This is a genomic window from Nostoc sp. DedQUE08, assembly GCF_034530895.1.
GTDB lineage: Bacteria > Cyanobacteriota > Cyanobacteriia > Cyanobacteriales > Nostocaceae > Nostoc.
Genome location: NZ_JAVRCD010000035.1, coordinates 69,690 through 87,665, shown reverse-complemented (window position 1 = coordinate 87,665; position 17,976 = coordinate 69,690). Strand labels below are relative to the sequence as shown.

The following is a 17,976-nucleotide window of genomic DNA, read 5'->3' as shown; positions in this document are numbered from 1 at the left end:
GTTGCCCTACGCAAAAATAGCTCGATGCCAGGAACCATAATTTAATAAAAACCCCTAAGCTCAGATCAGAGCTTGGGGGTTTTTATTTCTCCCAGAAATGCCACATTAGATAGGTTAATTTAATGTGAGTTCGATGCATAAAAAACGGCAAAAAGCTTGCTAGATATAAAATATGAGAAATTGGGCAAGTGCATTGTGAGAGGTTAAGGTCAAATACCATTTGTCAACAAGCAATAGTACTTAAAATATTGCTAAAAATCGGCTCGGAAAGATAATTTTTGAGCAGACGATGCCTTACGGCGGGCTACGCCTACGCCTCATCTTGATACGCATGATTCATTCTTGCCCAATAAGTTTAGTACAAGAGTTAATTTAATTTCTTCGTTTTTCCTCAATTTTCAGCATAATTTCTAATTGAAAAAAGTAAGCTTATCTTAAACTCTCACGATGGGGCAGGTGTAATGTTGCTTTCTGGTTTGAAAGCTTATAAATACAAAATTATGAAGTCTCTCAATTAACAATTTCTACAACTATAAATTAGGTTAGCGATCGCACGAAGTAATTTAGCTGGCTCCACTGGTTTGGTGATATGCTGCCCAAATCCGGCGGCAATTGCCTGTTGATAATCAACCTCACCAGCATAAGCTGTAAGGGCGATCGCGGGAATTTTTCCTCCAAGTTCTGGTGACATAGCTCTAATCTGACGAATCAGCATATAGCCGTCTACTTCTGGCATTCCAATGTCGCTTAACAGCAAATTTGGCTGGAACTGAGGCATAATTCGTAGTGCTTCCATCGCAGATGCCGCCTGGATTACTACCGCGCCAGATTGCTCCAAAATGAAAGCAATTAACTCTCGTGTATCCCGCTCATCATCCACAAGCAGAACTTTCAACCCCTTGAAATCGGGCAAATTATCAGCTTGAGAGGCTATTTGATGGCTATTTAGATCGATCTGGATGAGCGGTAGCATGACTGTAAAGGTTGCTCCCTGTTCTTCACCCAAACTTTCTGCCTTAACTGTGCCACCGTGTAGCTCAATAATGTGACGAACAATAGCTAATCCTAAGCCCAGTCCGCCGAATTTTCTAGTAGTTGCGCCATCAGCTTGTCGAAAGTAGTCAAAAACGAATGGTAAAAAGTCAGGGCTAATTCCCTTACCTGTATCACTGACTCGCAATTGAACTTGAGAACCAACAGACTCTAAACTGATTTCTATTTCTCCACCTTGGGGTGTAAACTTAATAGCATTGGAAACTAGATTCCAGATAACTTGCTGCAAGCGATTAGAATCACCTGTAACTAAAAATTTAGAATTTGAAGTTTGGCATTTTAAAGTGTTAGGTTGCTGATTAAAATCGATAGAGTTTAAATTTCTTTGAGAATTTTCTAATCCAAAATCCTTCGATGGTTCCTGAGTCTTGTCCTTCGCGTAGCGTCCCGCAGGTAAGGACTGAGTGCTTGCGTCGAAGTCTAAAATTGTAAATTGCAAATCGATCGATTTGGCTTCAGCGGCTAGACGTACAGTTTCCATTGCTGCGGCGATCGCAGTTTCTAAATTCACATGAGCAATATTCAGACTCAGCTTACCTTGGAGAATGCGAGAGACATCCAGTAAATCTTCGATTAATTGGGTTTGCAGCTTGGCATTGCGCTCAATGGTTTCGAGAGCGCGAGTAGTGGTTTCTTCATCATACTTTTTCGTTTGTAGTAATTTCGACCATCCCAAAATCGGGTTTAGCGGCGTGCGAAGTTCGTGGGAAAGCACTGCCAAAAACTCATCTTTGATTCGATTAGCTTGGATTAATTCTTCTTTCCGTCGCTGTAACGAAGCCATTAACTGAGCGCGTTCCAGAGCAACCGCCACCTGATCGGAAGTTGCTTGTAATAAAGCTATTTCCCCAGAAGTTAAATTGGTACGGGTGCGACTGGCAAAGCAGAGGACACCAAGCAGCTTTCCTTGAGCAATTAACGGTTGACCTGCATAGGCTGTAATTCCTAAAGCATGGAGGATGTTGGCATGGGGATGGGTAGAGTGCGGCACATTATTGACGACGATTTGACGGCGTTCTTGCACCACTAGTCCGCATATCCCTTGATTAAATTCCAGGTATTCAATTGCTTGAAATACTTCATCAGTAATGCCGTTCCAAGCTACTAACCGAAGTTTCTGCTTATTTTCGTGTGTATCGATTAAATAGTGAAAGTAACAGTGCAAATCCATTTGCGCCGAGAGTTTGTTAAACAAGCTGTTCATTAGATCCAAAGGGCGCTCGGTTGAAAGCAAATCACTGGTCGTTTCCGAAAGCAGTTTAAGTCTTTCACTGCGTTCTTGTAAGGCTTGTTCTGCAAGCTGACGTTCGCGAAGGGCGCGTTCGCGTTCGGTAATGTCAATTGCAACCCCTCCTACCAAACGTTGACCAGAGGCATCGGCAATGGGAAACTTATAAACAAAAAATTCGCCAAGGGTGCCATCTGTGCGTGGGGCAGACTCAATCGTTTGAACAACCTGATTCCTTTCGGCAACTATTCTAATGTTATCGAGGAGGGGTTGAGCAATTTGGACTGGGTATAGGTCAAAAATGTTTTTATCGATCGCCTTATTTGTTGCTACATTGAACGTGCTTAAATAAGTTGGACTGAGATAAAGTACGCGTCCGTATGCATTCGTAATCCATGCGGCGGCAGGAATATTATCCATAAAAGCTTGAAATTGCTCTTGGCTCTGACTCAGTGCTTTTTTAGCTTGTTTGAGATCGCTAATATCCAGAATGAATGCGATTGATTTATGCCGAGATTCTCCTAAAAGGGAGTAGCCAACTACAACTGGGACGCTGGAACCATCTTTGCGAATAAATTCCTTCTCATAAGGAGTACAGGTTCCCTTCGCTATTGCTTCGGCAATAGCCAATTCGTCTAAATATTGATACTCAGGTGGCGTGATATCAGTCCAGCTTAATCTACCTGCTTGGATATCCTCTTGGGTATAGCCGACAATTCGCAAAAACTCGTCATTGGCTTCAGTGATGCTACCATTCACATCACCGAAGAGAATGCCAACTATATTTGCTTTCACAAAACTCCTGAGCCGTTCCTCACTTGCTTGGATTGCTGCTTCTACCTGTTTGCGTTTGCTGATATCTGTAGTGCTACCAACTAAACGTACTGGCTTTCCATTAGCATCCCGTTGCACTACTATTCCTCGATCTAATACATAGATATACTGATTGTTTTTGTTACGAATTCGGTATTCGGCAGCATAGCGATCGCTATTTCCCAAAGCAAGTATCGCCTCTTGTACGCTTGGCAAATCTTCTGGATGAACAAGCTCACACCACCAATTACCAGTTGCTTCAGCTTCTGCGAGGGAATAGCCCAAAATTCGAGTTAACCCATCAGTTCTTTCAACGCTATCTTGTTCTATATTCCAGTCATAAATCAGACAGTTGACCGCAGATGCGGCTAACTCAAACCGCTCGTTCGCTAATCTCAGACGCTCCTCTTTCTGTCGCAAAGTTCGTTCTACTTGTTTGCGTTCAGTGATGTCTCGGAAGAAAATGTCAAGACCATCTTCACTGGGATAGGCGTGAATCTCTAGCCACAAGTCATATTTGGATGGTAAGTAGTAGTGATACTCGAAATGGACGGGAATTTGCTTTGCCATCGCCCGTCGGTAATTTAGCTCTAAATTTGTGCCTAACGATATCGGCCACTCCTCCCAGTGCGACTTACCAATAACCTCTGTCCGGGGTCTACCGTTAATTCGCTCTGCTTGGGCATTTTGGTAGATGATTCGCCAATCTCGGTCTAGAGTAATAAATGCATCACTCATGTTTTCTAGAGTGCGTGTGTTCCGCTGATTGGCTTGTTGTAAAGCCGCTTCTACTTGTTTGCGTTCGCGTAGCGCAGCTTGCTGTTCGCTCAAATCAACAACAAAGGCAATGACCGTTTCTTGAGTGTCTCCCAGCATTACAGAACCGAGCAGAACCGGAATGCGATCGCCATCTTTACGAATGTATTCTTTCTCAAAAGGCTTACATATTCCAGTAGTTCTCACTTCTTCCATCGAACGTTCGCTCAAAAGAAGATACTCCGGTGGGGTAATCTCGCGCCAGTTTATTTGGTTAGCAGAGAAATCTTCTCGCGTATAGCCGATCATCTTCAGAAAAGCATCATTGGCTTCGACGATGAAACCGTTGTTTATATTAGTTACGATTACCCCAATGATGTTGGATTCTGCCAATCGGCTAAACCGCATTTCGCTATTTTGCAACAATTTGAGGCTTGTCTCTGCTTTGCGTCTAGCAGTTCGCAACTCTGAAGAGAGCGCAGTAATTAAGAAGGATACTAGTGAGAATGTGGTTAATCGTACCAGGACTTTCAGGCTGAGAAAATCGAAGGAGTAGACTGGCTCGATCAAAAAATAGAGCGCAGTTGTCACAGATAAAGCGATCGCTAGCACTCCTAGTCTCATACCACCATACCAGGCGCTAACTGCCACAACAGCATAAAATAATGTAAATACGCTCGGATCGAAAACTGGCAGTAACACTTTTGTCAACAGCATTGCCGTCATGACTGCCAGAATCATCACACTAAAAGCTATGAACCGAGAACGCATCATCAAAATTTTTTCAGGTACTTTCACCATCATCTTAAGAGTCCTCCCGTTGCTCCAATTTTGGGAGATACTCATTCGCTAATCTTTTGTCTGCTTTGCCCATCTTCTCTAACATTTCTTCAATCAGCTTTAGTGCCATCTGTGAAGGCACTGTAGCTCCGTTCTCCCAACGATTGATTGTTCGTAGGGAAACTCCTAACTTAGCTGCAAACTTTTCTTGAGAGAGATCGAGTTGCTGCCGAAGTTGACGGATAAAATCTGAAATTTTGAGTGGCTTTTCTAGTTCCATAGTAGGAAGAGTAAGACAGATGTCTCGCCATTCGTCTCCAACTTGAGGAAGAATTTAAATAATCATTAGTCGTTATCAATTTCATCTTTTGGCGAAACATCAAAATTCAGTTATCGTCTTCACGGCTTAGTGTTTAGTGTAGAAGGTATATATAAAATAAACATTAAGTTTTGCTTGATATGGGATAGCAAGATAGTATTATCTAAGGCAATTTGACTCAATAATTATTAGCGATCGCACACAGCCAAACAATTGCTAGTGCGCCACACTTTCATGATTCATATTTAAATTAATTTGTTATATATAAAGTTAATTTTGTACTTGATAAAAGCTTTTTTATCTCGCTAGTTTAGTAACTACAGCAGCTGACAACTTCTCTACGAACGCGAACAGCATGTCGCAGACAGAGGCTACACCAAGGTGAGTACAGATAATTGTATGGTAAAACATGTTGTTATCTCTACTTTTGTACTGCATTCAACCGAACTAAGTTGTCAATCTAAAATAGATTCTAAAATATGTAGTTAGTTTTACTTCTATGGTCAGATGCCAGTCAAAAAATTATAAAGTTACGATCCACTATTGATAAAACTTTTGCCTAATCCTCATCTTTAACTGTTTTGATTAATCAACACTCCGAAAACTTATTAAACAGTCAACAGGAAAATTCACCAGATGAAGGCTATATATTTAACTGGTTTGATTGGTTTTGTCTTTGGTATCCTCCAGGGTGGTTAATTTTATTCAACCGCCATTGGCAGCACTATCACACAGATCCAGATGGTTGGAATTGGCTAGAATATGGATTATTTTTAATTCCTGGCGGATTTTATCTAGCATTGCTGAGTCGCTGGTTGCGTCTGGGTTTTCGTTCGCCTCGAAAAGAAGTTGGTGAATTCGATCCTAAATATCAACAAGCTTTTCGTCAAGAACTTTTGGTTCCTATAGTTAAATACTATTTTCAGGGAGAGTTGCAACAAGTTGAAAACTTGCCGCCAACAGGGCCATTGATTGTGGCGATGAATCATGCCGGGATGTGTTTTCCTTGGGACTTTTTAACCTTGGGTTATTTATTAAGTGAAGCCAAAGGATGGGTAGTACAACCCATAGCAAATCCAGTATTATTTGAGCATCCTTGGATGATTTGGTGGCTACCAACTCAATGGTCGCAGGTTTTAGGTGGTGTGCGAGCCGAATTAGATGATTTTGAGGGGGCGCTTGCTCAAGGTAAAATTCTTTTATATGCACCCGAAGGTGTTCGCGGGCCTTTGAAAGGTTGGAGAAGACGCTATCAACTAGAAAAGTTTGATGTGAGCTTTATTCAGTTGAGCGATCGCTATCATATTCCCATTCTGCCAGTAGTTTGCATCGGCAGTGAATCTCTGCATCCTTGGGCCGTTAATTTCACCAAGTTACAACGACTAGTCAAACTACCATTCTTACCTTTGTCGCCTTTAATGTTTGCCTTACTTCTGTTTCCCTCAATGGGAGTTTGGGCAATGAGAACTCGTTTGCGTTACTTTATTAGCCCTTTGCAACCAGTAGAATTGGACAACCACTCAAAGAAATGGCGTGCAGCAGCTTATCAACAAGCGCAACAATTAAGAGACAAACTGCAACTTCAAATTAATCATTTTTTGGGCATATCTTAAGCATATTGTTATAGTAGGACAATAAACGAAACGAAACTAAGAAACTTAGCAATTAATTTCTTAGCAAGGATTGCCACAATCCCTGTATAGCAAAGAATTTGAAAGCCAGTATTGTGCAACTTGGTTTCTGTCCCAAACGTCTTGACTTTTTTGTTACGAATGCTTATCTGTTAGTAACGACAACTTATGTATTCTTACCAATACAACCTGTTTTGTTACCAACACTTATTCGTTAGTAACGACAGCTTGTCCGTTTGTTACTAAGATAACCTGTTTCGTTGCCAATGCTTATCCGTTAGTAACTGACTCCATTGAAGAAGCACCAAAACGATAGCCTTTGCCGTAGACTGTGTGAATCAGCGCAGTTTCTTTACCTACCTCAATCTTACGGCGCAGCAAACGAATTAATGCCGCGATCACATTACTACTAGGTTCTTCTTCTTGCCACAAATTTTGCATAATCTGGCCATGAGTTAAAAGTTGTCCAGTGTGTTCCATAAAGTATTGCAACAACTGGCTTTCCTTTTGCGATAGCTCAATTATTCGTCCTTGGCGATAGGCTACTTGATTTTCACAATCGAGTTCTAAATCAGCGACAGTAAGTCTTCCGGTGGTAGTCTCATAAGTTTGAGTACCGGAACGACGCAACAAAGCACGGACTCTTGCTAATAACTCTCGCAGTTCAAAAGGTTTAACCAAATAATCATCCGCACCAGCATCTAAACCTTGTACGCGGTCATCAAGAGTATCTTTAGCCGTCAGGAACAATACGGGAGTGGTTTTGCTTTGGCGGCGCAATTCCTGACAAATCTCTAACCCCGTTTTTCCTGGCAGCATCCAATCTAAAATAAGTAGGTCATAACTGCCTGCCCGTGCAAGTTCGCTGCCAGATGTCCCATCATAAACTGCATCTACGGCATAACCTTCACGAGTTAACAAGCGGCTCAAAGGTTGAGTTAGTTCAACTTCATCATCAACTAATAAAATTCTCATGCTGCTTGTGGTAAGCATATAGAGATATTCTCAATATTATTCAACTACCAAGACGCTAAGGATACCAATAACAAAAATGCTGACTGTTGCATTGCCAAAAGGGGAACTACTTAAAAATAGCATCCGCTTGCTACAAGCTGTCGGATTAGATTTTAGTGCTTTTTTAGATTCAGGAACTCGCCAACTTCAAATTCCTGATACTAAGGGAGTGGCAAAAGCTTTACTGGTGCGGGCGCAAGATGTGCCCGTTTATGTGGAATATGGTCAAGCACAACTAGGGGTTGTTGGTTATGATGTGCTGCGGGAGAAGCAGCCGCAAGTTGCTCACTTGGTAGATTTGCAGTTTGGTCATTGTCGGATGTCAGTGGCGGTAAAAGAATCAAGTGCTTACCGATCGCCTTTAGATTTACCACCGCATGGTAGAGTTGCTTCAAAATATGTCAATTGCGCTCGTGAATATTTCCATAGTCTGGATTTACCTGTGGAAATAGTGCCATTGTATGGTTCAGTAGAGCTAGGCCCGATTACTGGAATGTCAGAAGCGATCGTAGATTTGGTTTCTACAGGGCGGACTTTACGCGAAAATGGTTTGATTGAAATTGCTAGTCTGTATGAAAGCACGGCGCGATTGATTGCTCATCCTCTGAGTTACCGTCTGAATACAGGTAATCTGAGTGATGTGATTGACAAGCTGCGCGAGGCCGTTTTGGTAGAGGTTTAATAAGCTAAAAATCTTTTAATTTGCATCTTCCAAAAAAATAAATCTCTTGTGAGGTGGGCATCTTGCCCGCCCTAGTTGTGCAAATTAAAGCAAGGGCAGCTTATCATTTGTAATTGGTAATAACGCTTCTTTAGATGCTCGTTCTTAACATTTTTGGGTAAAGACGCGATTCATTGCGTCTCTACAAATGGTCTATTTGTCGTATTCTTTTTTAAAATTGGTATAACTTCTGGCTAGAGACTAGGTTTTAAAAGCCCTTATCTTTTGTTGCATAAAACGCGTAGAAACTCATCACATACAAAGATTAAATTTTTTATTTAACCCCTCAGCTAATGTAATCAAAGTTATATTGATATTATTTTTGCAGACAAAGTAATATTTTTTTGAGCGTTAAAATTGGATGCGATCGCCAAGAATTTAACCAGTATTCTTTTGAAAGAATGTTGATAATTAAAAGTAATTTAAAATTATTAAGACGTAATCTGATGATATTCAGTCAAAAAAAGTAGGTGAAAAGATGTTTCAAGCTACTCGCCGCCGTCTTGCAATTTGGTACACTGCGGTCACTGCTGTATTACTGCTACTGTTTGCCAGTGGCGTTTATTTATACTTTCGTACTACACTGATTGAGCGGATTGATGACACCCTTAACCATGTAGTGGAAATAGTAGAGCGTTGTCTCACAAGCAGTGGTTGTGCATCTACACTAATATTTGAGCCAATTAATACTGATGCAGATAAATTTCGCATTAATGTAGAAGCCAGTTTTGGTAATAATACCGATGCTGTAGAAGATGACCACATTGACCTAGAATGGTTTAGTCCAACTGGTAAATTACTTTGGTCAACGCTATCTGAACCCCTAAATATTCCCATTCGTGTCAATCGCACTGGTGAAACTGTACGCGTAGTCAAAGCAGAGAGTGAAAATTCAAAATTCAAAATTCCTAACTCCCCACTCTTATTACGACAAGTAACCCAACGCGTAGAAGTGAAACGACAAGTATTAGGATATCTGCGCGTTAGTCATCCTTGGTTTGAAGTTACTAAACCTAGTCGCCAGTTAATTTTTGATTTGGCATTAGGTATTGGGTTAATGTTGCTTTCTGTAGGTGCAAGTGGTTGGTTTCTTTCGGGTAAAGCGATGGAACCGGTGGGTGAATCTTATCAACGTCTTAAACAATTCACTGCTGATGCTTCCCACGAACTGAGAAGCCCGATCACTTTGATTCAAACTAATGTGCAAGTTGCGCTTGCTGACTTGGATTTAGCAGAGACAGAAACGACTACTTCTTTACAATATCGACAACAGTTAAAAGTGGTGGAACGGTTAACGCAGCGTTTGGGTAAGTTAGTCAATGACTTACTCTTCCTAGCACGACAGGATAGTGGTATTAGCAAAGATACTTTTTCACCTTGTCCGTTGGACGCTTTGCTAATAGAGGTGGTTGAAGAACAACAATTGTTAATCCCTGAGAAAGAAATCGCCCTTTCTCTAGACTTAGTTGACCCTCCTATCTCTGAAACTAGCCCCGAATTACTGGAAAATTGGTTTACTCTTGTAGGTAATTGGGATCAATTGGTGCGACTATTCACAAATTTAATTGCTAACGCTTTGCATTACACTCCAACAGGTGGACGAGTGAAAGTGGAATTGGCGCGGATAGAAGGAATAAATCGTGTTTCTGGACTACGTAACACCAGTGCCCAGTTGCAAGTTAAGGTGAGTGATACCGGAGTTGGAATTCCAGCCGAAGCGCTACCACGCTTATTTGACCGCTTTTATCGAGTAGATCCGGCACGTACTCATAGGACGGGGAATACAGCTACAGCCAGCGCTACAGGTTCAGGATTGGGATTAGCGATCGCTCAAGCTATTGTCGAACATCATCACGGTTATATTCAAGTTGAAAGTACCCAAGGCATTGGCACTACCTTTACTATCACTTTGCCAATAACTTTTGAGTATTAATTTGCTAATAAATTTTTATTTCTTGTGATAGATGTAAAATTTTAATTTATTCAAATTGACCTTAGTTATTAGCGCGAAAATTTATTTTTTAGCAGTATATTGAATTAGATTATTACACAAAGTGCTTAATGACAATGATTAAGACTTGAAATCTTGAGAATGAAATATTTTCATTTTTTTTAGATAATTTTCGTATCCTTAGCTAGATGCGATAAATCGAGTAGTTTGTTAAAAACTTAAATATACTCAACGACCGATAAAACCTAATTTAATTTCCGGTTGGAGAAATTCTTTGTAACAAAAATTGAACTTTTTTTTAGGAGTTAAGAACAAATATGAAGTCTCAAAATTTCCGCAAGTCTGGCAAGTTATTTGGCGCTCTTTGTGGGGGGTTGCTAATTAGTCTGCCAGCAATTCCTCAAGCATTAGCACAAGAATCTACTGTTAAGGTTAACCCAAGTCCTAGCATTTTTAGCGAACCACCCTACAACCGCTCTCAAGCTCCCGGATCGCCGGAATCAGGTGTCACACCACCTCGCCCAGTTCCTCCGGCTGAGGGGCAAGTGTCTCCCGTACCACCACGCCCAATTCCTCCGGCTGAAGGGCAAGTGTCTCCCGTACCACCACGCCCAATTCCTGGCGATCGAACTCAACAGCCTTCACCACCTGCGGTTTCCAATGACCAACAACCACTGGTAGAACCACGCCAAACCCCCAGTGCGACGATCGCACTCACTAATGGTATGGTTAATATCAGGTTGGTGAATAATACTGCGGCTAAGATAACTTTCCAAGTGATTGGTGATACGGCACCGCGATCGCTAGAAGGTAAGTCAGATGTAACCCTGCAAGCTTTAAAAGCACCAGTAACAGTAACATTTGAACGACAAGATGGCGGACAGTTAATAGTGACTCCACAAGGTTCTTCAGAGCCAGGAAGCTTGGAAGTTACATTTAAGGAAGCCACTAATGCAACACAGGGCAGAAGTGCTATGAGAATTGAACGAAACGGTTCAGTGTTCTTGAATTAGTAAGGCTAAGGCGTGGATTAACTTATACAAAACTGTAGGGGCAATTCATGAATTACCCCTACTTTGAATAATGCAAAAGATTTTCGGTGTCTTACTGCTACTTTCGCTGAAGCATTTTAGTTAATTGATCCCGCAATTGCACTTCTTGCCTGCTATCTTGCAATGTCTGCGCCAGTATAATTGCCCTTTCGTAAAAATTGCGGGCAGTTAGGTAGTTACCTTGTTGCTTATATAACTGGGCATAAGATTCAAAAGATTTTAATTCTTCGCGTAAATTTTGCAATTCTTTCGCGAGTCCTAAACGCTGCTCTAGTAAGTCAAAGGCGCGTTCGTAACGTCCTACAGCAGTGTGAGCCGTAACTAAACCGTCAATTGCCCGTAATTGATTAGGGCGATCGCGGTTGGTTTTAGCTGTCCGCATTGCTTCACCATAAGTAGCAATGGTATCTTGATAATTTCCAGATGCTAAATAAGCATCTCCTAAATTATTCAAGGTATTTGCTTCACCGATGGCATCGCCAGTCTGACGGCGGAAAATTAAAGCATTTTCATATAGTTTAATCGCCTTGTTATAATCTCCCAACCTGGCACTTACCAAGCCCAAATTACTCAAAGACAGTCCTTCACCTTCAATATTTTTGACACCGTGAGCAATTGTGAGTGCATCTTCAACTGTTTTACCAGCAGCAGCAAATTCGCCTTTTTGCAGCAGAAATGTACCAATATTATTCAGCACAAAAATCTGAGATTGAAAGTCTTTAGTATCACGAGCGATCGCTAATCCTCTTCTGAAAGCATCTTCTGCCTCTTTTGAACTACCAAGCTGCACATAAGCCTTGGCAAGCAAATTGTATGTCAGACCTTGTGCTTTCAGGTCGCCAATGGAATGATATAGTTCTAATGCTCGCAAACAAGACGCAATTGTTTTGTCGGCATGTCCTGAAGCGTATTCTTGTTGACCAATACGCAGCAAACCGTCTGCTTCATCTCTTGATTGTCGCCCAACGGAATCATTTAAAGGGCGATGGAGTTGTTCGGAAATATCAACCGCACCCGCTACAGGACTCAGCAAAAAAGCAAACAGTAAAAAGCTGTGTAAAAGTACCTGGGGAGAAGAAATCGCACCTACACAAATTAAGCCTACCTTTTGGCAGGGAAATACAAGCCGTTGTTTCATAAAAATTACCCGTAAAGTTGCGGGTTTAAGTAGAAGGTCTAAGAAAAAGTTTTAAGTTTTAAAATTGAAGACAAATAATATACGCATTTCTACTTAAGTTCTGATTGAGCTAAATCTTCTCCAAAGTATATAGCGCGGATATCTGTGGGCAATTTGTCCTCTAGCATACGATAGCCTTCTTGGAGAAAATTGGCTACTTCGTTAGGAGCGATCGCTTCTCCTTCAGCTTGTAGATAAGCAGCGATTCTAGTTTCACTCCAGTGGAAAGTTTGAGCCATTAATACAATTAATCGTAAAACAGGCGGTAGTTGGTCTAACGCCTGTTGTACATAGCACCATAGCGGCGGTGAAGTTGCTTGCAGAGAATAATGAATTGCTTCTGTGGGTGGTAGTTTAATCTCATTTATACAGAAAGCTGTCATATTAATTAACCAATTCTGCATGGTCAAAGCTTCCTCACCTGATTCAGAATCAGTTAACTTGAGTCCACCGAGTTCGTAATAAATATGTCGCCAAGTAAGGGCAAACAGATAATCTGCCTGCACAGGCGATCGCGCCGAATGCCGAATTAAGGTGTAGACTATGGGGCTATAACGGCAAAAAATCACCGTAAAGTACTTTCCAGCATCTGGATAGCGCTGAAACAGAGTCAGTAGTTCATGGTCACTGTGATGGAAGAGCGATTTCACCAGTGGGTGATTGGCTTCGGGAAAATGAGGAATTTGCACAAGTCTTGGAGTTGATAATTGTTAAAATAGTTTTGGGAATTGCACTCCCCTAGTTAATCGCATAATATCTTGGTGTTGCTCAGTTTGTAGATAAGACTCAGACTAGTTGAGTATTGATAAACTAAAAACAAGGACTTAATTTTAGTCTTAATCGACAATCATAAAATCAACTCTCTTAAAGAATCCTTATTTGTTCATGGTTATAGAAGTTAGTGTGGTATCGTTCCTGCTCAGTCCGCTTACTTTAGGCTCCTTTCTGCCTTCCCTGCCCTTAGATAGCCTGTTTTCCACCCAAGGCATTATGGTGATGCTGCTAGCAGCTTACGCTGGTGCCATGTGGATGTTTCTCACCAGTGCTCCAAAAGTACACACTGTAATGGTGTCAGATTTGGAGATTGCCCGACAGTTGTATGAAGGACTGCTAGATTTGCCAGCAGCTGAGGTGCCATTGCACTACTACTACAACTACGAACAAACTATAGGGGCAACTGGCATCGATCCGTTATATATGTCTACTGGGCCGAGCTTGTCTAGCAAAATGATGAATAATGCTAACGATGGGCTGTGGTATCAATTGAAGAAAAACACCCAGCTACACGTCATTACTGGTGCGAGTTTAGGTAGCAAAAATCAGCAACGCCACGTTTGTTTTGACCATGACTGCCTGGAAATGATTTTAATGCGAGTCGAAATGCGCGGTTTGAAATTGAAGATTCGTAACCACAAACCTCTGAACTTTTTAGTCAAGGACTACGAAGGGCGAGTTATTGAGGTGGCTGAGGTAGCGAATTAGTAGTTAATGATTAGATTATTTTAGGTTGGGTGGGGCGAGTGCTCCACCCAATATTTTTGGAATTTAGATTAACTCCCGGCTTGGCTCCTAATTAATGTCCCATTTCCACCCAGGCTAAAATAAGTAAATCCCCTAACTTAGATGATTTATGAACCAGCCAATATCTGAGAGAGTGCGCTGGACTACCGCCGATTTAGAGTTGTTTCCAGATAACGGGAATCGCTATGAAATTATTGACGGAGAATTATTTGTGACCAGAGCGCCTCACTGGAATCATCAAAAAACGTGTGTCAGAATTATTACTCCATTGCATATTTGGTCACAAGCTACTTCTTTGGGACAGGTCGTACCTGCTCCAGGAATAATTTTTGGCGATAATGATAATGTTATTCCCGATGTTGTCTGGGCTAGCAACGAGAGATTACCCCTACTTTTAGACGAGGCTGGGCATTTGACTGGTGCGCCAGAACTGGTTGTAGAAGTACTATCTGCTGGTAGTGAAAATGAAAAGCGGGACAGAGAACTAAAACTTAAGCTCTACTCATCACGAGGTGTCAGAGAATATTGGATTGTAGATTGGCGTAAACAACAGGTGGAAGTATATCGACGCGAACAAGCGAGTTTAAAGTTAGTTGCTACGTTATTCAATGGTGATGAATTGAGTTCACCCATATTACCTAATTTTACTTGTGCGATCGCACAACTATTTAATTAATATAAAATTACGAATTAGTTAACTGTGCTGTAAAAATTCAACTTTGGGCAATAACGGGTCAGTTACAATGCCCACACCGCTAAAACCCCAGCGTTTAAGCAAGTTCCCCAACTGTGTACGCGCAATAGATTCCACCGCAAAGCGATTTGCCACTTCTGCTGCGTGGGTGTTGAGATAGCTAAGGGCGTCAAAGTTTTCTTGAAACAGCAATAAATAACCCGATGTTTCAGCATCAGGACGAGCTATCAGATAATTCCCGTCAGTTTTTGAGCGCACCAAGTAATAGACATCGGACAACATGGAAATGAAGTTTGTTAGGGAGAAAAAAGTCCTTCAAATAAAAAACATAGAGGAATATCGCACAACTTTAATTTCCGAATATCCCTCATTGCTTTAATATCTACAATGTAATGTGAAATAAATATTTATCCAAATTTGCCGCTGACGTAATCTCTGGTATCTTCCTGCTGAGGATTGTTGAAAATCACTTCTGTTGCATCATACTCTACCATATAGCCATTACGGGTTCCTGTTTCTGAAGTCCGAACATTAAAAAAGGCTGTCTTATCAGAAACACGCGCTGCTTGCTGCATGTTATGGGTGACAATGACAATAGTATATTGCTCTTTAAGTTCGTGAATCAGTTCTTCAACACGCAAGGTGGAAATGGGGTCAAGAGCGGAGCAAGGTTCATCCATCAGGATAATTTCAGGTTGTACTGCGATCGCACGAGCAATACATAATCGTTGTTGTTGTCCACCAGATAAAGACGAGCCACTTTGCTGTAGTTTATCTTTGACTTCATCCCACAAAGCTGCTTTTCTAAGACTGCTTTCTACTAGTTCATCTAAATTACCTTTATAGCCGTTGATTTTAGCTCCAAAAGTAATATTGTCATAAATTGATTTGGGAAATGGGTTTGGTCTTTGAAACACCATCCCAATTCTCCGACGCACTTCTACAGGATCGATGTCGGATGCATACAAATTTTTATCGTAAAAAAGTATTTTACCTTCTGCCCGAAATGATTCAATTAGGTCATTGAGACGGTTATAGCATCGCAACAACGTACTTTTACCACAACCAGAAGGGCCGATAAAAGCAGTCACCTGATTTTTCGGTATATCTAGCCAAATATTCTGTAAGGCTAAAAACTTGCCATAGTAAACGTTGAGATTTTCAGTGCGTAAAACGGTTTCAGTGTCATTCACTGTCCTAGTATTGGTAGGCATAAAATAAATTTAGTGTTAGTTTAAGCGATGGGATATGCACTGTGGATGGTTTTACTAAGCTTTTTTGCGAGTTGCCCAACGAGCGATGATACTTGTGATTAGAACCATCAATACCAAAATTAAAGATGCTGCCCAAGCTAGAGATTGCCAATTTTTAAACGGAGAAATGGCATATTTGTAAACCAAAACAGCCAGAGAAGCTGTTGGTTGGAATAAACCATCTGGCCAAAAGTTAGAAAATAGAGCAGTAAATAGCAAAGGTGCAGTTTCTCCAGATGCTCTGGCGATCGCTAGCGTTGCCCCAGTTACAATAGCTGGTAAAGCTGCTGGTAAGACTACTTGACTTACAGTTTGAAAGTTAGTCGCTCCCAACCCTACAGAAGCTTGTCGCAAATCTTGCGATACTAACTGTAACGCTTCATCAGTAGTTCGCAGAATAATTGGCAACATCAAAATTGCCAGTGCAAACCCTCCAGCCAGAGCTGAATACGATCCTAAATTCAACTTTACCATTGTCAAAACTACAATCCCATAGGCAAATACCCCAGCAATAATTGAAGGGACTCCACTAAGGACGTTAGCTGCAAAACGCACCCATCTAGCTACTCTTGCCGAACTAAATTCTGTGATGTAAATCGCCCCTAAAACTCCAAAGGGGATACTAATCAAAGCCGCAATTCCTACCATCAGCAGCGTACCTAAAATTGCATTACCAAAGCCTCCTCCTTTTTGGAGGGCTTTGGGTGGCAGTTCAACAAACACGGCTAAATTCAGACTGCTAAAGCCTTTAATAATCACGTAAGAAAGGACTGCTAGCAAAGGTAAAAGTGCCAATACTCCACAGGTAAATGCGACTACGGTCATCACTGTATTAAACAGTGTCCTTTGAGACATGGCGGAGCGAGTTAAACTGCGCTCTGGAAAATTAGAAGTCATAATTTAACCCAAAACTAAGCTATATTCGCTTGACTCTCAGAACGATCAACTCTGCCAGAATATTGACTACCAGTGTCAAAAAAAATAGAATTAAAGCCGCGTACATTAAAGCCGCAACTTGCAAACCACTTGCTTCTGAGAATTGATTTGCCAGTAGAGAAGAAATCGTATTGGCTGGTGCTAAAAGAGAAAGACTGATGTTGTTGGAATTGCCAATTAACATCGTTACAGCCATTGTTTCTCCCATTGCGCGGCCAAGTCCCAGCATCACAGCACTAACTATGCCCGAAAAGGCTGCTGGGATAAGAACTTGCAAAATCGTTTCCCAGCGGGTTGCTCCTAGTCCGATAGAGGCTTGGCGCAAGCTAGGGGGTACAGAAATCAAGGCATCGCGGGATAAAGCTGTGATGATGGGCAAAGTCATAATCGCTAAGATGACTCCCGCCGGTAACATTCCTGGCCCTGTAGGAGAAGTGCTAAAAAATGGCAGCCAGCTAAAGTAACCATTGAGCCATTTTCCCAAGCTGGTTAATATTGGCACCAAAACGAAAATACCCCACACGCCATAGACAACGCTGGGAATAGCTGCGAGCAGTTCTACCGCAAAAACCAGTACTAGCTTCACTTTTGCAGGTAAAAAATCCTCGCTCAGTACAATTGCAGTACCAACCCCAATTGGCACTGCTATCAGCAGACCAATAAAAGAACTCACGAGAGTTCCATAAATTTGGGGTAGCACCCCATAGCTATCATTAACCGGGTTCCAAGTGGTGTTGACTAGAAAGCCAGCACCAAACTTTTGGATAGCAGGCCAAGAGGCAATTGCAACCTGCGACCCAATCCATAATAAAGTACCAGCAACCCCAAAAGCGAAAATTTTAGTCAGCCAAATAAAACCCAAATCTAGGGATTTTTCGGCGTCAGAGCGATTTTTCATCGCTGATGACAGATTTTGAGAATTTGTAGTCATGAATACCGACTTTCAGAATAAAATCAGAGAAAAATATGGGAGGCAACCAGATTAGTAAAATTGCTGCCTCATCATCTATTTAAACTGACTTATACAATAGTAACTCCGTATCCAAAGTTACTACTGGATAGGCATGTTTTATTGCT

General features: G+C 41.4%; 15 protein-coding genes. 6 read left to right on the top strand and 9 right to left on the bottom strand.

The annotated features are described in order from the left end of the window. Window positions 1-514: 514 nt before the first annotated feature. Window positions 515-4,654 carry a PAS domain S-box protein gene (locus RMY64_RS22335; RefSeq protein ID WP_322701129.1) on the bottom strand — a complete coding sequence of 1,380 codons (4,140 nt, stop codon included), beginning with the start codon at window positions 4,652-4,654 and terminating at the stop codon, window positions 515-517. Window position 4,655: 1 nt separating this feature from the next. Next, complete coding sequence (locus RMY64_RS22330; protein ID WP_322675281.1) at window positions 4,656-4,910, bottom strand: helix-turn-helix transcriptional regulator; 255 nt, start codon at window positions 4,908-4,910, stop codon at window positions 4,656-4,658. A 620-nt stretch (window positions 4,911-5,530) separates the two neighbouring features. On the opposite strand from RMY64_RS22330, the gene RMY64_RS22325 reads away from it, so the two are divergent. Then, window positions 5,531-6,562: a 1-acyl-sn-glycerol-3-phosphate acyltransferase gene (locus RMY64_RS22325; protein WP_322701128.1), complete on the top strand. Its 1,032-nt coding sequence runs from the start codon at window positions 5,531-5,533 to the stop codon at window positions 6,560-6,562. 288 nt (window positions 6,563-6,850) lie between these two features. Here the strand turns inward: RMY64_RS22325 and rppA are convergent, their stop codons facing one another. Continuing rightward, entirely contained in the window at window positions 6,851-7,555 is a 705-nt protein-coding gene (gene rppA, locus RMY64_RS22320) for a two-component system response regulator RppA (protein ID WP_322701132.1), read from the bottom strand. Between the two features lie 76 nt (window positions 7,556-7,631). Between rppA and hisG the strand changes: the two genes are divergently transcribed. The 3 genes from hisG (at window position 7,632) to RMY64_RS22305 (ending at window position 11,279) form a co-directional block, all read left to right on the top strand. Continuing rightward, complete coding sequence (hisG, locus tag RMY64_RS22315; RefSeq protein WP_322675283.1) at window positions 7,632-8,276, top strand: ATP phosphoribosyltransferase; 645 nt, start codon at window positions 7,632-7,634, stop codon at window positions 8,274-8,276. A 517-nt stretch (window positions 8,277-8,793) separates the two neighbouring features. Next, window positions 8,794-10,248 carry a HAMP domain-containing sensor histidine kinase gene (locus RMY64_RS22310; protein WP_322701127.1) on the top strand — a complete coding sequence of 485 codons (1,455 nt, stop codon included), beginning with the start codon at window positions 8,794-8,796 and terminating at the stop codon, window positions 10,246-10,248. A 335-nt stretch (window positions 10,249-10,583) separates the two neighbouring features. Further along, window positions 10,584-11,279, top strand: a complete 696-nt coding sequence (locus RMY64_RS22305; RefSeq protein ID WP_322675285.1) for a hypothetical protein — start codon at window positions 10,584-10,586, stop codon at window positions 11,277-11,279. Window positions 11,280-11,376: 97 nt separating this feature from the next. On the opposite strand, the gene RMY64_RS22300 is transcribed toward RMY64_RS22305, so the two are convergent. Together RMY64_RS22300 and RMY64_RS22295 are read right to left on the bottom strand one after the other, a co-directional pair. After that, the gene (locus RMY64_RS22300) at window positions 11,377-12,456 is read right to left on the bottom strand and encodes a tetratricopeptide repeat protein (RefSeq protein ID WP_322701126.1); all 1,080 of its coding nucleotides are present in this window, start codon (window positions 12,454-12,456) and stop codon (window positions 11,377-11,379) included. An 89-nt stretch (window positions 12,457-12,545) separates the two neighbouring features. Then, window positions 12,546-13,184: a sigma-70 family RNA polymerase sigma factor gene (locus RMY64_RS22295; RefSeq protein ID WP_322701125.1), complete on the bottom strand. Its 639-nt coding sequence runs from the start codon at window positions 13,182-13,184 to the stop codon at window positions 12,546-12,548. A 196-nt stretch (window positions 13,185-13,380) separates the two neighbouring features. Between RMY64_RS22295 and RMY64_RS22290 the strand changes: the two genes are divergently transcribed. Further along, window positions 13,381-13,977 carry a glyoxalase-like domain protein gene (locus RMY64_RS22290; protein ID WP_322666999.1) on the top strand — a complete coding sequence of 199 codons (597 nt, stop codon included), beginning with the start codon at window positions 13,381-13,383 and terminating at the stop codon, window positions 13,975-13,977. Between the two features lie 148 nt (window positions 13,978-14,125). Continuing rightward, window positions 14,126-14,692, top strand: a complete 567-nt coding sequence (locus tag RMY64_RS22285) for a Uma2 family endonuclease (RefSeq protein ID WP_322701124.1) — start codon at window positions 14,126-14,128, stop codon at window positions 14,690-14,692. An 18-nt stretch (window positions 14,693-14,710) separates the two neighbouring features. Here the strand turns inward: RMY64_RS22285 and RMY64_RS22280 are convergent, their stop codons facing one another. From RMY64_RS22280 to pstC, 4 genes are all read right to left on the bottom strand, one after another. Further along, complete coding sequence (locus RMY64_RS22280; RefSeq protein ID WP_094351110.1) at window positions 14,711-14,992, bottom strand: hypothetical protein; 282 nt, start codon at window positions 14,990-14,992, stop codon at window positions 14,711-14,713. A 125-nt stretch (window positions 14,993-15,117) separates the two neighbouring features. Continuing rightward, window positions 15,118-15,924, bottom strand: coding sequence for a phosphate ABC transporter ATP-binding protein PstB (gene pstB, locus RMY64_RS22275; RefSeq protein WP_322675290.1), 807 nt, complete (start codon window positions 15,922-15,924; stop codon window positions 15,118-15,120). Window positions 15,925-15,978: 54 nt separating this feature from the next. After that, window positions 15,979-16,860, bottom strand: coding sequence for a phosphate ABC transporter permease PstA (pstA, locus tag RMY64_RS22270; protein ID WP_322675291.1), 882 nt, complete (start codon window positions 16,858-16,860; stop codon window positions 15,979-15,981). Between the two features lie 19 nt (window positions 16,861-16,879). Further along, entirely contained in the window at window positions 16,880-17,830 is a 951-nt protein-coding gene (gene pstC, locus RMY64_RS22265; protein ID WP_322675292.1) for a phosphate ABC transporter permease subunit PstC, read from the bottom strand. Between the last annotated feature and the right edge of the window lie 146 nt (window positions 17,831-17,976).

What these genes read in the sequence shown, in the direction of transcription:
- RMY64_RS22335 (WP_322701129.1), bottom strand. Translation starts at nt 4,654, where the DNA reads ATGATGGTGAAAGTACCTGAAAAAATTTTGATGATGCGTTCTCGGTTC.
- RMY64_RS22330 (WP_322675281.1), bottom strand. Translation starts at nt 4,910, where the DNA reads ATGGAACTAGAAAAGCCACTCAAAATTTCAGATTTTATCCGTCAACTT.
- rppA (WP_322701132.1), bottom strand. Translation starts at nt 7,555, where the DNA reads ATGAGAATTTTATTAGTTGATGATGAAGTTGAACTAACTCAACCTTTG.
- hisG (WP_322675283.1), top strand. Translation starts at nt 7,632, where the DNA reads ATGCTGACTGTTGCATTGCCAAAAGGGGAACTACTTAAAAATAGCATC.
- RMY64_RS22310 (WP_322701127.1), top strand. Translation starts at nt 8,794, where the DNA reads ATGTTTCAAGCTACTCGCCGCCGTCTTGCAATTTGGTACACTGCGGTC.
- RMY64_RS22305 (WP_322675285.1), top strand. Translation starts at nt 10,584, where the DNA reads ATGAAGTCTCAAAATTTCCGCAAGTCTGGCAAGTTATTTGGCGCTCTT.
- RMY64_RS22300 (WP_322701126.1), bottom strand. Translation starts at nt 12,456, where the DNA reads ATGAAACAACGGCTTGTATTTCCCTGCCAAAAGGTAGGCTTAATTTGT.
- RMY64_RS22290 (WP_322666999.1), top strand. Translation starts at nt 13,381, where the DNA reads ATGGTTATAGAAGTTAGTGTGGTATCGTTCCTGCTCAGTCCGCTTACT.
- RMY64_RS22285 (WP_322701124.1), top strand. Translation starts at nt 14,126, where the DNA reads ATGAACCAGCCAATATCTGAGAGAGTGCGCTGGACTACCGCCGATTTA.
- RMY64_RS22280 (WP_094351110.1), bottom strand. Translation starts at nt 14,992, where the DNA reads ATGTTGTCCGATGTCTATTACTTGGTGCGCTCAAAAACTGACGGGAAT.
- pstB (WP_322675290.1), bottom strand. Translation starts at nt 15,924, where the DNA reads ATGCCTACCAATACTAGGACAGTGAATGACACTGAAACCGTTTTACGC.
- pstA (WP_322675291.1), bottom strand. Translation starts at nt 16,860, where the DNA reads ATGACTTCTAATTTTCCAGAGCGCAGTTTAACTCGCTCCGCCATGTCT.
- pstC (WP_322675292.1), bottom strand. Translation starts at nt 17,830, where the DNA reads ATGACTACAAATTCTCAAAATCTGTCATCAGCGATGAAAAATCGCTCT.